Consider the following 14,211-nt stretch of genomic DNA (forward strand, 5'->3'; position numbering starts at 1 on the left):
AAAAGACGCAAAAACAAAAGGCAATGTATACGTAAGTGTACAAAGTAAAGGTGAGTTAGAAAGTACACGTACAGTGAAAGCATATGATACAGAAATTACAGCGGCTCCAAATGCAAGTAATATTGTTGTGTTAAATAATGATGCTGGTGAAGATGATATTGTTCGAGTGACAGGCTTAAAAGCTGGAGATGTAGTGAAAGTATATGACGCGGCACAAGAAGGTAACGAGCTGAAATCAGCAACCGTTGCTGACTCAAAAACGGCAGTAAATGTTAAAATTCCTCAATTAGGTGAGAAAGCAGGAAAGGTATATATTACAGTAACAAACGTGAATAAGGAAGAAAGTGTACGTGTAGCAAAAGATTTTATAGGTGAATAAAAGGTAGAGTATTAAAAATTAGTAGTTCAATAGAGAGCGCCAGGAGGAAGTAGATCTCTTGGCGTTCTTGTTTTTGGTTAAGTAATATAGATAGTAATAAAAAATATTTTTAAAATGGGATATTTAAATTTACGGGAGAAATGCTTTATGCATAAATGAAATAGCTAAATCTGATTTTATACTTTTTATATCTTTTTATATGTTAATTATTTGACAGATAATTTCGAAATGTTATAATATGGATATGTTAAAATTTATATTTTCTTAAAAGACATGGGAGTCAGATGAGAATTGTGAAAGGATGAGGGGGAGTGACACATATTATGTATCACCACACAGCAATTAATGTATTGAGTCTTTTACAAAACATGTCAAATAATAAAATGAACGATATGAAACTAGATGCGGAATTCAAAAAAATAGAGAAACAATTCAGAATAGGGTATGAAGAGCTAGTTGCTTTATATAAAAGAATGGTACTATTTCAAATAGATATAGAAAAAAATGGCGGTATGCGAGCATATGAAGAATCAGTAATTACATGGCTGAAATCTGAGTTAGAACTATTATATGAAGTGTATCAATTTTGTCAACGTCACGGTTTAAACATCGCAAATATTTCAAAATATGTTAGTAAAAATGAATTGAATATTTTTCCGAAAACAGAAAGCCAATTACAAAACACGTATTATAAATTAAAAAAACAAGAGATGTCTTTTGAAAATATTGAAAAACAAAAACCAGGTCGAAAACGAAAATATAAACCTGTGAAAGAGAAGATTGTTGAGACGAGACAAGAAAGAAAACAAGAAGTAAAAGAAGACGTTCGAAGTAAAGAGGATGAAAAAAGTCTTGTAACAGTTATATCGGGTATCGTTGACAACTTTGAAACAATTAGTCAATGTAGCGAAAAGAAGGAACATGAACTGCATCAATTCATGGAAGGTATTTATAAGCTTTCTAGCATGGCTGCAGATCGTTCGAAAGATGAAAAAAATACACGTGACCTTGAAAGTCAATTAAAGTCGCTACAGTTTGAAAATGAAAGGTTAAAGAGGGAGAAGGAAGAACTCGTCTTTGATATTAAAGAAATGACGCATCATTTAATTCATTTCATTACGAGCTCTGATATCGATCAAATTCGCACATTACCTTACTTCGTAAAAGAGTGTAAACAAGACCTACATAAGCTAGGGCTATATAACGCTCAAGATGGAAAAATGAAAATTATGGTCGATCGTAGCGGACAAGTTATGACCGTAACACAATAAAAAAATTGGGTACAAAATAAAAGGGAGATACATAGTGTATATGTATTTCCCTTTTGTTTTGTGTGGAATCGTTCCAAAGAAGGAGGATGAATTTTTACGATCGTAGTAACTTAGAAACCATTTGCGGAATTTGATTAGCCTGTGAAACCATACTAAGTGCAACTTCAGTTAACAATTTAAACCTTAAAAAATCGCTCATTTCCTGCGCCATATCTGCATCTTCAATTTGAGAAGAAGCATCTGTTAGAGCCATTCTTTGGCTATTTAAATTTTCAATATTAAACTGTAAACGATTCATCATAGCCCCAAGATCAGCACGATGAAGTGATACATTTTGTAAAGCCTCTTCAATTTTACGAATCGCCGCTCTTGCTTCTTGTTCTGTTGAAATCTTGATGTCATATTGAGTAGGGGAAGGAGGAATGTGTTTCGTTATATTTACTGTATGACCAATATCATCTAATATAACAGGACGGTTTTGTCCGTCAAATACGGATAAATCATTAAACTCAGTCGTCTCGCCAATATAGCCAATTTGTTTTTTTAAAGATTGAAACTCTTTATTCAATGAATCACGGTTTTTATTTGAATTTGTACCGTTCGCAGATTGAATAGCTAAATCACGCATACGCTGTAAAATATTCGTCACAGTTTGAAGTGCAGCTTCCGCTGTGCGAAGCATCGATATCGCATCTTCATTATTACGAATCGCCACGCGCATACCACTCGCTCGTGCATGCATACGAGTCATAATCGCAACATTAGCAGGGTTATCAGAAGCATGGTTTAACTTCTTACCAGTAGCCAAATGCTCCATCGTAACATTCATACGTTTCTCATTCTCATAAAACGACTGCCTGGCATTCATACTCAAAACATTTGTACCAATACGCATAATAGACACTCCTTATAGATTGATATAGTTAGTGTTCTAAAGCTAATAAACGGTCATGAAAAGATAAAAAGGTGTATGCTCATTTGTTGCTTGTGTTTTAACATAAGAGGGGATCAAGATAAGCACTGACCGCTTCTATGCACTGCAGATGCTCTCTTCCATCAAAAAAGGAAGGTTTTACAAAAAATAAACCTCTCCGCAAGCAGAGAGGTTTATTCAGGAAACTAACTCAAATGGCTTATTGTAATAATTTAGAAACCATTTGTGGAGTTTGGTTTGCTTGAGAAAGCATGCTGATACCAGCTTCGTTCAAGATTTTGAACTTAGTCATTTCAGACATTTCTTTCGCCATGTCAGCGTCTTCGATTTGAGAAGCAGCAGCTGCCATGTTTGTGGCTTGGCTAGTTACGTTGTTTAAGTTATGGTCTAAACGGTTTAATTGAGAACCGAAAGTTGCTCTAGCGTCTGCAATTGCTTGGATAGCAGCGTCAAGTGGTACTAATTCTGCTGCTGCTTCTGCATTATTAGCCATACTATCGCCTAAATTTTTAGTTGTTAACTCTTTTACATCTAGAGATTGGATTTCTAATGTATCTCCTGTAGCATCAGAAAGTTGAACCGAGATATCAGCGTTACCACCAGTAGCTTCTGCTAAGAATGCCTTACCATTGAAATTTGTTTTGTCAGCAATATGGTCAATTTCTAATTTTAACTCAGCGTATTCTTTGCCTATAGAAGCAACATCGGTATCGCCATTTGTACCACTTGATGCTTGTGTTGCAAGATCACGCATACGAAGTAAGATGTTTGAAATTGATTGTAATGCTGAATCACCAGTACGTAATGCGGACATAGCATCTTGTGTGTTACGAGCACCCACGATTAAGCCGCCTTCTTTTGCACGCATACGAGTAGCGATAGCTAAGCCTGCTGCATCGTCAGCCGCACTGTTGATTGATTTACCGCTTGATAAACGATTCATAGCTGTATTCATTTTGTCTTGGTTTTGGCGCATGTACTCTTGAGTACGCATGCTGTTAATGTTTGTATTAATTCTCATGTTAAGAACCCCCATTTTTTTATATTGACTTTTCTGCAAATTGAAAAACGGTAATATGCGAAAAAATCAATTTCGAGATTTATTGTAATCCCTGTCATAGCGGGTGTCAACTAAAAATTCGAATTAATAAATATAAAAAAATAACAGTTTAACAATATATTCATTTTTTTATTACAATATTATTAAAAGGATTATTGCAAACTTTAAAAAAAAACTCTAATATTAGATTATCTTTGTTTACCGAAAAGGTGATATTATGATAGTTGGAAATATAGTAAAAGAAGTCCTTGCATATAAGAAAGGACAAATTCAGCAAAAGCTAAGTAGTCCACAAGCATTCGTTAGTAGTCGTTTTCAAGAGAAGCTGCAGAGTGAGCCTGCGAAGGAGACGAAGGCTACTACGCAGCCGGCAAAAGTAGAAGATATGAGTCAGCCGGTACAATCTACGAAAATAGAAGCGGTTGTTAATAAGCCGGTAGAAACTATTAATAAAGTAGAGGAAGCGAGTAAGCCTGAAGAAAAGACTGAAACGAAGAAAGCAGATGAAGTGCAAGTTGCGCAAAAAGAGTTTGAACGACGTTTCCCAGAAACGAAAAATGAGGCTGCTGATACGTGGGGATTAACGAAGAAGTATAATATTCAAAAAATACGTTCTTCCAATGAAGGTAAGTATGAGGATATTATTGATCGGGTAAGTCGTACATACGGAATTCCGAAAACGTTAATTCAAAAAATGATTGAAGTAGAATCTGATTTTAATCCGAAAACGGTGTCACACGCAGGAGCGATGGGGCTAATGCAGCTTATGCCAGCGAATGTGAAAGAGATGGGTATAAAAAATCCATTTTCACCAGCTGAAAGTATTGAGGGCGGCGTGAAAGAGTTAAGCGGTTATTTAAAGAAGAATAACGGCGACTTAGTATTGGCACTTGCTTCTTATAATGCTGGCCCTGGTAATGTGAGAAAGTACGGAGGCGTACCGCCATTTAAAGAAACGCAAGGATATATTAAAAAAATATTAAATATCGACGTTTCAAAATAAGAAATTTCATATATAGAGAGAACATGAAATTTTCGTGAACATGATATGGGAGTTGGCTAGATTTGAAATTACAAGATGATATTCCGTTAACAATTTATTTTGAAATCGGAAATACGAAAAAGAAAATTGAAGATTTGCTTCATATTACGAAAGGTACATTGTATCGTCTTGAAAATTCAACGAAAAATACGGTGCGTCTTATGCTTGAGAATGAAGAGATTGGAACCGGAAAGATTTTGACGAAAAACGGGAAGATGTACGTTGAAATCGTTGAATTGAAAAGGTAGGGAAGGGGATTGTCATGAGTGGCGAAAAATTAAGCCAAGAGCAAATTGATGCCCTGCTGAAGGCGGTAAATGAAGGCGAGGAAATGCCAGCTTTCGCACAAGAAGCAGGGAAGCAAGAGAAATTTCAAGAGTATGATTTTAATAGACCGGAGAAGTTTGGTGTTGAGCATTTACGTAGCTTGCAAGCAATTGCTTCTACATTTGGTAAACAGACGTCACAGACGTTGTCAGCGCGTATGCGTATTCCAATTGAGCTTGAGCCTTCAACGGTTGAGCAAGTTCCATTTACGAGTGAGTATGTGGAGAAAATGCCGAAAGATTATTATTTATATTGTGTAATTGATCTCGGTTTACCAGAGCTTGGAGAAATTGTTATTGAGATTGATTTAGCGTTCGTTATTTATATTCATGAATGTTGGCTTGGCGGAGATAGTAAGCGTAACTTTACGATGCGCAGACCACTTACCGCATTTGAGTTTTTAACACTGGATAATATTTTTATGCTCCTTTGTAAAAATTTAGAGCAATCATTTGAAAGCGTTGTTGCGATTGAACCGAAATTTGTAACGACGGAGACAGACCCGAATGCATTAAAGATTACGACAGCGAGTGATATCATTTCATTACTGAACGTAAATATGAAAACAGATTTTTGGAATACGACGGTGCGTATCGGTATTCCATTCTTATCTGTTGAAGAAATTATGGATAAGTTAACGTCTGAAAATATTGTCGAACATTCTTCGGATAAGCGTAAAAAGTATACGTCTGAAGTAGAAGTGAAAGTAAATCAAGTGTTTAAACCTGTTCACGTTGCGATTGGTGAACAGAAGATGACAATGGGTGAGATTGAACAAATTGAAGAAGGCGATATTATTCCGCTTCATACGAAAGTTTCGGATGAATTACTTGGTTATGTAGATGGAAAGCATAAATTTAATTGTTTTATTGGGAAAGATGGAACGCGTAAGGCGCTCTTATTTAAAAGTTTTGTAGAGTAGGAGGATCCATATGAAGCATGAAGTATCTCCTGTGTCATTAATGGGATTAGAAGATTTTGCAGGAAAGCGAAATGAAGCGGGTAAAGCACATATTGATACCGTTTCAGATATTTCGATTGAACTTGGTGTAAAGCTTGGAAAGTCATCTATTACGCTTGGTGATGTGAAACAGTTAAAAGTTGGCGATGTTCTGGAAGTAGAGAAAAACCTAGGACATAAAGTAGATGTGTATTTAAGTAATATGAAAGTCGGCATCGGTGAAGCGATCGTAATGGACGAGAAGTTCGGTATTATCATTTCTGAAATTGAAGCCGATAAGAAGCAAGCTGCGCTTATGAAAGCGCAAAGTCAAATGCAAGATAAAGAGTAGAGGAGGAGTCATATGTCGTATATGACGACCTTATTTCAAGTCGTTTTACTGTTTGGTGCGCTCGGATACGGTGCATATTATATGACGAAAAAGACGCGCAAGCAGCAGTTTTTTAAGCAAGGTGAAAATGGCCATATTCAAGTGAAAGACGGGGTGTATTTAAATCATCAAACGAGCGCCTTTTTATTTGAAGTAGATGGCAAGCAAGTGTTCACTGTTATTAGTAATAACGGTGTGCAGTCTGTGCAATTAACAGGAACAGGAAATCAGTTTCAACAAGCGCTAGAAGACGCGGTGAAGAGTGAAACGAAAAAAGTAGAGGATCCATCATGAGAATAAAGAAACAGTTATCATTATTAGCCGTTATTTTCGTATTTTCTATCGTTTTTTCAATTGTTTTTGTAAATCCAGCGTATGCGGCCCCGAACGGTTTTATTAATTTCGAAAATGGAAAAGAGTTTACGAGTAATTCAAGTGTACAGTTATTTGCGCTCGTTACCCTTTTATCATTATCTTCTTCTATCGTTCTATTATTTACACATTTTACTTATTTTATGATCGTTCTTGGGATTACACGTCAAGGACTTGGGGTAATGAACTTACCACCGAACCAAGTGCTTGTAGGACTTGCACTATTTTTATCCCTCTTCACGATGCAGCCTGTACTTGGGCAGCTAAAGAGCGATGTTTGGGATCCGATGACGAAAGAGAAAATAACAGTAAGTCAAGCTGCGGAGACGACAGCTCCGATTATGAAAGAGTATATGTCAAAGCATACATATAAGCATGATTTAAAAATGATGCTGAAAGTGCGCGGAGAAGAGTTGCCGAAAGATTTGAAAGATCTTTCCTTATTTACGCTCGTACCATCCTTTACGTTAACGCAAATCCAAAAAGGGTTATTAACGGGGATGTTCATTTATTTAGCGTTTGTATTTATAGATTTGATTATTAGTACACTTTTAATGTACCTCGGGATGATGATGGTACCGCCGATGATTTTAAGTTTACCATTTAAAATACTCGTTTTCGTATATTTAGGTGGATATACAAAAATCGTCGATATTATGTTTAAAACGGTCGCCTGAAGCGTTTGATGCTATGTGATAGGAGTCATATAAATGAATACGTCACCAATTATAGATATTTTTCAAACCTTTTTTTATAAAGGGGTTATGATTTTAATGCCGGTTGCCGGTGTTAGTATGATTGTCGTTATTATTATCGCTGTCATTATGGCGATGATGCAAATTCAAGAACAAACGCTGACGTTTTTACCGAAAATGGCGAGTATTGTGCTCGTTATTATCATTTTAGGTCCGTGGATGTTTCAAGAGTTAACGACACTTATTTTAGATTTATTTGATAAAATCCCCTCGCTATTGCGTTCGTACTAAGATAGGTGAACTGAAATGAATATGGAATTATGGGCGGCGATGTTTTTTGCGTTTTGCCGCATTACTTCATTTTTATATTTTTTACCGTTTTTCTCAGGTCGATCCATTCCAGCGATGGCGAAGGTTACAGTTGGACTTGCTCTTTCAATTACAGTTGCCGATCAAGTTGATGTCTCTCACATAAAGACAACTTGGGACGTTGCAGCTTATGCAGGTACGCAAATTGTAATTGGATTATCGCTTTCAAAAATTGTAGAAATGCTGTGGAACATTCCAAAAATGGCAGGGCATATTTTAGACTTTGATATCGGTTTATCACAGGCAAGTTTGTTTGATGTAAATGCAGGTTCACAGTCTACTTTACTTTCAACCATTTTTGATATATTTTTTCTCATTATTTTTATTTCACTTGGCGGCATTAATTATTTCGTTGCCACGATTTTAAAGTCGTTTCAATATACAGAGGCGATTTCAAAATTGCTGACGACTAGTTTCCTAGATAGTCTACTCGCAACGTTATTATTTGCGATTACATCAGCGGTTGAAATTGCTCTTCCGCTTATGGGAAGTTTGTTCATCATTAACTTTGTTTTAATTTTAATCGCAAAAAACGCTCCGCAATTAAACGTTTTTATGAATGCGTACGTCATTAAAATCACATGTGGTATTTTGTTTATTGCGATGAGTGTACCGATGCTCGGTTATGTGTTTAAAAATATGACGGATGTATTGCTTGAGGAATATACGAAACTATTTAACTTTTTCTTAACGAAGTAGGGGGACGCGCATGGCAAAGGATAATAAAACAGAAAAGGCCACCCCGCAGAAGCGTAAGAAATCGCGTGAAGAAGGGAATATTGCCCGGAGTAAAGATTTAAATAATTTATTTTCCATACTTGTATTAGCAGTTGTCGTTTATTTTTTCGGAGATTGGCTCGGTTATGAGATTGCAAACTCTGTAGCAGTACTGTTTGATCAAATTGGAAAAAATACAGATTCGACCGAGTATTTTTATTTAATGGGTATTTTATTACTAAAAGTTTCAGCGCCAATCTTAATACTCGTATACGCTTTTCATTTATTCAATTATATGATTCAAGTCGGTTTCTTATTTTCTTCTAAAGTTATTAAGCCGAAAGCGTCGCGTATTAATCCAAAAAACTATTTTACGAGATTGTTTAGTCGTAAAAGTTTAGTAGATATTTTGAAATCACTATTTTATATGGGATTAATCGGGTACGTTTCTTACGTTCTCTTTAAAAAGAATTTAGAGAAGATTGTTAGTATGATTGGATTTAACTGGACTGCGTCACTTACTGAAATTATTAGGCAAATTAAATTTATCTTTTTAGCTATTTTAATTATATTAATCGTTCTTTCTATTATTGATTTTATTTATCAAAAATGGGAGTACGAACAAGATATTAAGATGAAAAAAGAAGAAGTAAAAAGAGAGCATAAAGATAATGAAGGGGACCCGCAAGTAAAGGGAAAGCGAAAAAACTTTATGCATGCCATCTTGCAAGGGACAATTGCGAAGAAGATGGATGGTGCAACGTTTATTGTAAACAATCCGACTCATATTTCGGTCGTACTTCGGTACAATAAACAGGTTGATGCAGCACCAATTGTCGTTGCAAAAGGGGAAGATGAGCTCGCATTATATATACGAACGCTTGCCCGCGAACAAGAAATACCAATGGTGGAAAACCGTCCGCTTGCTCGTTCTTTATATTATCAAGTCGAGGAAGATGAGACGATTCCAGAAGATTTATACGTAGCTGTAATTGAAGTTATGCGCTATTTAATTCAAACGAATGAACTTGAAGTATAATAGCGCGGTTGGAGGAGATCTCTTGTGTTTAAGATAGATTCTGCAAGAACCTATTTTTCTATCTTTTTAGCAGCGTCATTCGTAGTGGCGCTCTTAATTCCACTTCCACCATTTATACTTGATATCGTTATCGTTTTTTTACTAAGTATGTCAGTGCTTATTTATATGCGAGCAACAAGTATTAACGAGTGGGATGAATTAAAGTCATTTCCGACGATGCTGTTATTAATCGGGATTTTCCGCGTATCGATTAACGTATCGACGACGCGAGCGATTTTGACAGACGGAAATGCGGGGCATGTTATTGAAGAGTTCGGTCAGTTTGTTATTGGCGGGAACTTATTAATTGGTATCGTTATTTTCATAGTATTAATCATATTCCAGTTTATCGTTGCAAACGGTGCATCTCGTACAGCTGAAGTTGCAGCTCGTTTTACACTTGATTCTTTACCCGGGAAACAAATGTCGATCGATGCTGATTTAAACCAGCGTATTATTACTGAAAAAGATGCACAGGCAAAACGAAAGAAATTAAATATGGAAACAGAGTTTTACGGAGCGATGGATGGTGCCGGAAAGTTCATTAAAGGGGACGTTATTTTCGGGATTGTCATTTTATTCGTAAACATTATTTTCGGTTTAATTGTCGGGATGATGCAGCAGGGCATGAGTTTTGCTGAAGCAGCTATTCACTATACACAGCTAACTGTCGGTGACGGAATCGTAAACCAAATCGGTTCGTTAATGCTTGCGATTTCAACTGGTATTATCGTAACGCGTGTATTTGATGGTTCAGCGGATACGGTAACAGAAGGTATCTTTAAAGAGTTATTAGCACATGAAGTTGTTGTATATGCGCTTGGTGGTTTATTTATCGCAATGGGTATTTTTACTCCGCTACCATTTCTACCATTCGCACTTGTTGGTGGAACAATTGTCTTCTTAGGAATTCGTAATAAAAACCGAATAAAGAAAGAAAAAGAAGACGAGCTTCAAAAAGAATTAGAAATGATTCAAGGCGAAGATGAGCAACTGCAACAAGTGGAAGATTCATTCGGAGTATTTACAGATAAATATCCAATTATAGTAGAACTCGGTTTAGATTTAGCAGCCCTTGTAAAGCAGAAGATTAACGGGGAAACAGCTCGTGATAAAGTTGTTCTTATGAGGAAGTCGATTATTACCGACCTTGGTATTAACGTTCCTGGCATTAACTTTAAAGATAATACGAGTTTTAGACCACGCGGACGTTACATTATTCGTATTAAAGGTGCGAAGGCAGCTGAAGGTGTTTTGAAATCAGGTTATTTATTAGCACTGAAAACACCGAATGTAATGGCCGATTTAGATGCAGAACCAGCGAAAGATCCGATTTTCGGTGAAGATGGATATTGGATTTTAGAACATATGGTACAAGATGCACAAATGAAAGGCTATCAAGTATTAGAGCCGCTTAGCATATTAATTACACATTTAGATGTTATCGTTAGACGTAATCTTCATGAGTTAATTCAGCGTCAACATGTAAAAGACTTAATTAACTCGCTTGAAAATGATAACGGTGTTTTATTAGAAGAGATTAAGAAGAAAGAAATCGACTTATCACTCGTTCAAAATGTTATTAAACAACTTCTAAAAGAAGGTATTTCTATTCGTGATTTACCAACCATTATTGAAGGTATTATTGACGGAAAAGAAATTTATCAAAACCACGTTGACGGTGTAACGTCATTCGTCCGTGAATGTATTTCAAAAGTGATTTGTGAAAATGCGAAAAATCCTGACGGTAAAATTTATGCGGCGCTCTTCTCAGATTCAATCGAGTTAGATGCGGATGTTGTAAATAATTCATACCAAGGTTACTTATTAAACTGGGATTTAGATTTAGAAACACGTGTTGTTGAACAAGTACAGCGTGTCTTTAAACAAGCTCGTTTAATGGGAAGAGAACCAGTATTACTAACGCGTAGAAAAGATTTCAGATTTGCGATTGTAAGACTTCTTGAGCGTTATCAAGTAGAAGCGCAAGTACTTTGTATTAGCGAATTAGCACCGGAAATTGTTGTAGATCAAATTGCCTATATTGAATAGTAGGGGGTGAAGTAATGGAAAGTACAGAAAAGAAAGAAGCGTTAATGCGAATAAAAGCAGCTTCGAAAAATGAATTGTATCGAAAGTTATTTGACCAATATGGTACAGATTATTATTACGTTGTCGATGAAAGTGTAAAACGAAATATCCCGTTTTTTTGGAAAAAGAATTATGAAATGTTAGTTGCTTTTCCAGAGGATAAACAGGAAGAAGTGAATGAAGGCACAGCTCAATTTCATGAACAACTAATGGATGTTGTAAATGATTCTTCAGAACAAATTGTAAAGGCGAACGGAATTCAATCGGTACTGCACAATTTAGAAAACGTGACGACTTCTATGTCATATGCGGCGATGCAAACAGGAAATAGTGAAGAATGGACAAGAAAGAAAGAGAAACTATTAAAGCTGTTTGAAAAAGGTATCGTCGTTGTGAAACAGACGGAAGAAACGAAAGTAGCGAAAGTAACAAAAAAGCAAAAAACTGTGAAAAAAGTTGTTCCGGTCAAGAAAGAAGAAGTGGTTGTAAAAAAAGAAAACCAAGAATCTGTACCGTTTATTATTCAAAAAGTAATTCGCATGCTAGAGCAAAACGATGTAGAACAATATTTCATTCATGCATATGCTGAGAAGTTAAAAGTGAAGTTTGAGAATGCAACGATGATTACAGAAGAAGAAGTGATCGGATACATATTGGAAGATATGAGATCTCATTTCAATACGGAAAACGTTTTTGAAAAAGAAGTGCAAACAATTGCATTAATCGGCCCAACTGGAGTTGGAAAAACGACGACTCTTGCGAAAATGGCATGGCAGTTTCACGGTAAGAAAAAAACGGTCGGTTTTATTACGACAGATCATTCGCGCATTGGAACAGTACAGCAACTGCAAGATTACGTAAAGACAATTGGATTTGAAGTAATCGCTGTACGTGATGAAGCTGCAATGACAAGAGCGCTTACGTATTTTAAAGAAGAAGCGCGCGTCGATTATATTTTAATTGATACAGCCGGAAAAAATTATCGTGCGTCAGAAACAGTAGAAGAAATGATTGAAACGATGGGACAAGTAGAGCCAGATTATATTTGTTTAACGTTATCAGCTTCGATGAAAAGTAAAGACATGATTGAAATCATTACGAATTTTAAAGATATTCATATTGATGGTATCGTATTTACGAAATTTGATGAAACAGCAAGTAGTGGTGAATTGTTGAAAATTCCAGCAGTATCATCAGCTCCAATTGTATTAATGACAGACGGACAAGACGTGAAGCAACATATACATATCGCTACAGCTGAACATTTAGCGAAACAAATGTTGCAAACATCATAGAAGAGAGGTGAAGGATAAGGCAACTGCCTTATTCAAACGATTATGAACGGTCTTTATATAGGTTCTATGGGTATGATGAATTACATGCAGCGCATTAATGTTCATTCGAATAACGTTGCAAATGCTCAAACGACAGGATTTAAAGCAGAAAATATGACTTCTAAAGTATTTGATGTACAAGACACATATCGCCGCGGAGATGGGGCTGTGACAAATATCGGTTCGACTGATTACGCTGTAGTACCAGCCGCAACGCATGTGAACTTAGTACAAGGAAATATACAAATGACAAATAGTGATACAGATTTCTTTTTAGATGACGGTACGGCCGGCACATCATCGTTTTTCGTTACATCTAAAAATAATGAAACGTTTTTAACGAGAGACGGTAGTTTTACATTAAATAGTGATCGTTATTTACAAACAACTTCAGGCGCTTTCGTAATGGGAGAGAATAATGAACGTATTCGTATTCCAGAAGGAGCAAAAGTAGCTGTACAAGCAGACGGTACGTTATATGATGCAGTAACACAAAATAATATTGCCCGCCTGCAAACAAAAACAGTAGGTGCAGAAGCGAATAATCGTCTCGTACAAAGAGAGAACAAAAGCTTTACACTAGCAGAAGGAAACATTGCTGATTTACCGAACGGAACAGGGACAGTAAAAAATCATATGCTAGAAAATTCAAATGTAGATATGACGAAAGAGATGGCTGATCTTATGACAGATCAAAAAATGATTTCAGCGTCACAACGTGTTATGACTTCATTTGATAAAATTTATGAAAAAGAAGCGAATGAAATATTGAGATAAGAGACTTCCCATAGCGGAAGTCTTTTTTTTATTATTGCTTTTATTACAGTTACATCATAAAATGATAATGATTATCAACATCGTTATTGTGAGGATAGAATTTCATAATGATAGCAATGTTTATTTAACTAAGTGAATTAAAAAAGGGGTAACTAACTGTTACGATTTATTTAACCAATTATAACCAAAGTTAATTAAATATATCAGCAAGCCCTGCTAGTCAAGTGATTGGCTAGTAGTGAGGGTTAACTGCGGGCAATCCCTAAAGCTGATTGAACTACAACGTGGCTAGAAATAGCGAGTGTGAATGTCGCGAAAGCAGAAAAAATCAATCAGATGGTGCAAGGTTAAATCCTAAACATTAGAATAATGGGTCTTCCGCCTCGAATCATCTAAGTCAAAATGGATAAGATGAACGTTCAACGACTATCTCG

Annotated in this window: 15 protein-coding genes and 1 pseudogene; 14 read left to right on the top strand and 2 right to left on the bottom strand. The window is 36.0% G+C overall.

The features are described 5' to 3' along the window. Together CER22_RS33890 and CER22_RS29200 are read left to right on the top strand one after the other, a co-directional pair. Window positions 1-379 (top strand): annotated as a pseudogene (locus CER22_RS33890) (IMP dehydrogenase); the annotation flags it as partial. A gap of 323 nt (window positions 380-702) precedes the next feature. Then, on the top strand, window positions 703-1,650 hold the full coding sequence (locus CER22_RS29200) for a DNA-binding domain-containing protein (protein ID WP_142293594.1): 948 nt from the start codon (window positions 703-705) through the stop codon (window positions 1,648-1,650). Window positions 1,651-1,744: 94 nt separating this feature from the next. Here CER22_RS29200 and CER22_RS29205 read toward each other — a convergent pair whose 3' ends face one another. Continuing rightward, window positions 1,745-2,545, bottom strand: a complete 801-nt coding sequence (locus CER22_RS29205) for a flagellin N-terminal helical domain-containing protein (protein WP_088610284.1) — start codon at window positions 2,543-2,545, stop codon at window positions 1,745-1,747. A 238-nt stretch (window positions 2,546-2,783) separates the two neighbouring features. Continuing rightward, complete coding sequence (locus CER22_RS29210; RefSeq protein WP_088610285.1) at window positions 2,784-3,605, bottom strand: flagellin N-terminal helical domain-containing protein; 822 nt, start codon at window positions 3,603-3,605, stop codon at window positions 2,784-2,786. 256 nt (window positions 3,606-3,861) lie between these two features. On the opposite strand from CER22_RS29210, the gene CER22_RS29215 reads away from it, so the two are divergent. From CER22_RS29215 to CER22_RS29270, 12 genes are all read left to right on the top strand, one after another. Continuing rightward, window positions 3,862-4,647 carry a lytic transglycosylase domain-containing protein gene (locus tag CER22_RS29215; protein WP_088610286.1) on the top strand — a complete coding sequence of 262 codons (786 nt, stop codon included), beginning with the start codon at window positions 3,862-3,864 and terminating at the stop codon, window positions 4,645-4,647. 62 nt (window positions 4,648-4,709) lie between these two features. Next, on the top strand, window positions 4,710-4,934 hold the full coding sequence (locus CER22_RS29220) for a flagellar motor switch protein FliN (RefSeq protein ID WP_000775712.1): 225 nt from the start codon (window positions 4,710-4,712) through the stop codon (window positions 4,932-4,934). A gap of 14 nt (window positions 4,935-4,948) precedes the next feature. Then, the gene (gene fliM / locus CER22_RS29225) at window positions 4,949-5,935 is read left to right on the top strand and encodes a flagellar motor switch protein FliM (protein WP_088610287.1); all 987 of its coding nucleotides are present in this window, start codon (window positions 4,949-4,951) and stop codon (window positions 5,933-5,935) included. A 10-nt stretch (window positions 5,936-5,945) separates the two neighbouring features. Beyond that, complete coding sequence (gene fliN / locus CER22_RS29230; RefSeq protein WP_000680010.1) at window positions 5,946-6,305, top strand: flagellar motor switch protein FliN; 360 nt, start codon at window positions 5,946-5,948, stop codon at window positions 6,303-6,305. 12 nt (window positions 6,306-6,317) lie between these two features. Further along, window positions 6,318-6,638, top strand: coding sequence for a hypothetical protein (locus tag CER22_RS29235; RefSeq protein WP_000121176.1), 321 nt, complete (start codon window positions 6,318-6,320; stop codon window positions 6,636-6,638). After that, entirely contained in the window at window positions 6,635-7,393 is a 759-nt protein-coding gene (locus tag CER22_RS29240) for a flagellar type III secretion system pore protein FliP (RefSeq protein WP_001220587.1), read from the top strand. Before CER22_RS29235 ends, CER22_RS29240 begins: the two co-directional genes overlap by 4 nt. Before the next feature lie 33 nt (window positions 7,394-7,426). Continuing rightward, complete coding sequence (locus CER22_RS29245; protein ID WP_001098085.1) at window positions 7,427-7,702, top strand: flagellar biosynthetic protein FliQ; 276 nt, start codon at window positions 7,427-7,429, stop codon at window positions 7,700-7,702. Between the two features lie 15 nt (window positions 7,703-7,717). Beyond that, entirely contained in the window at window positions 7,718-8,479 is a 762-nt protein-coding gene (locus tag CER22_RS29250) for a flagellar biosynthetic protein FliR (protein ID WP_088610288.1), read from the top strand. A gap of 10 nt (window positions 8,480-8,489) precedes the next feature. Further along, entirely contained in the window at window positions 8,490-9,536 is a 1,047-nt protein-coding gene (gene flhB / locus CER22_RS29255; protein ID WP_088610289.1) for a flagellar type III secretion system protein FlhB, read from the top strand. Window positions 9,537-9,560: 24 nt separating this feature from the next. Further along, on the top strand, window positions 9,561-11,627 hold the full coding sequence (gene flhA, locus CER22_RS29260; RefSeq protein WP_088610290.1) for a flagellar biosynthesis protein FlhA: 2,067 nt from the start codon (window positions 9,561-9,563) through the stop codon (window positions 11,625-11,627). 14 nt (window positions 11,628-11,641) lie between these two features. After that, window positions 11,642-12,961, top strand: coding sequence for a flagellar biosynthesis protein FlhF (gene flhF, locus CER22_RS29265; protein WP_088610291.1), 1,320 nt, complete (start codon window positions 11,642-11,644; stop codon window positions 12,959-12,961). 42 nt (window positions 12,962-13,003) lie between these two features. Next, window positions 13,004-13,777: a flagellar basal-body rod protein FlgG gene (locus tag CER22_RS29270; protein ID WP_088610292.1), complete on the top strand. Its 774-nt coding sequence runs from the start codon at window positions 13,004-13,006 to the stop codon at window positions 13,775-13,777. The last annotated feature ends 434 nt before the right edge of the window (window positions 13,778-14,211 follow it).

Source organism: Bacillus sp. K2I17 (assembly GCF_002209985.1).
GTDB lineage: Bacteria > Bacillota > Bacilli > Bacillales > Bacillaceae_G > Bacillus_A > Bacillus_A wiedmannii.

Coding starts and splice junctions, on each gene's coding strand:
- fliN (WP_000680010.1), top strand. CDS start 5,946: ATGAAGCATGAAGTATCTCCTGTGTCATTAATGGGATTAGAAGATTTT.
- CER22_RS29235 (WP_000121176.1), top strand. CDS start 6,318: ATGTCGTATATGACGACCTTATTTCAAGTCGTTTTACTGTTTGGTGCG.
- flhB (WP_088610289.1), top strand. CDS start 8,490: ATGGCAAAGGATAATAAAACAGAAAAGGCCACCCCGCAGAAGCGTAAG.
- CER22_RS29270 (WP_088610292.1), top strand. CDS start 13,004: ATGAACGGTCTTTATATAGGTTCTATGGGTATGATGAATTACATGCAG.
- CER22_RS29210 (WP_088610285.1), bottom strand. CDS start 3,605: ATGAGAATTAATACAAACATTAACAGCATGCGTACTCAAGAGTACATG.
- CER22_RS29215 (WP_088610286.1), top strand. CDS start 3,862: ATGATAGTTGGAAATATAGTAAAAGAAGTCCTTGCATATAAGAAAGGA.
- CER22_RS29245 (WP_001098085.1), top strand. CDS start 7,427: ATGAATACGTCACCAATTATAGATATTTTTCAAACCTTTTTTTATAAA.
- CER22_RS29240 (WP_001220587.1), top strand. CDS start 6,635: ATGAGAATAAAGAAACAGTTATCATTATTAGCCGTTATTTTCGTATTT.
- CER22_RS29205 (WP_088610284.1), bottom strand. CDS start 2,545: ATGCGTATTGGTACAAATGTTTTGAGTATGAATGCCAGGCAGTCGTTT.
- flhF (WP_088610291.1), top strand. CDS start 11,642: ATGGAAAGTACAGAAAAGAAAGAAGCGTTAATGCGAATAAAAGCAGCT.
- CER22_RS29250 (WP_088610288.1), top strand. CDS start 7,718: ATGAATATGGAATTATGGGCGGCGATGTTTTTTGCGTTTTGCCGCATT.
- CER22_RS29200 (WP_142293594.1), top strand. CDS start 703: ATGTATCACCACACAGCAATTAATGTATTGAGTCTTTTACAAAACATG.
- fliM (WP_088610287.1), top strand. CDS start 4,949: ATGAGTGGCGAAAAATTAAGCCAAGAGCAAATTGATGCCCTGCTGAAG.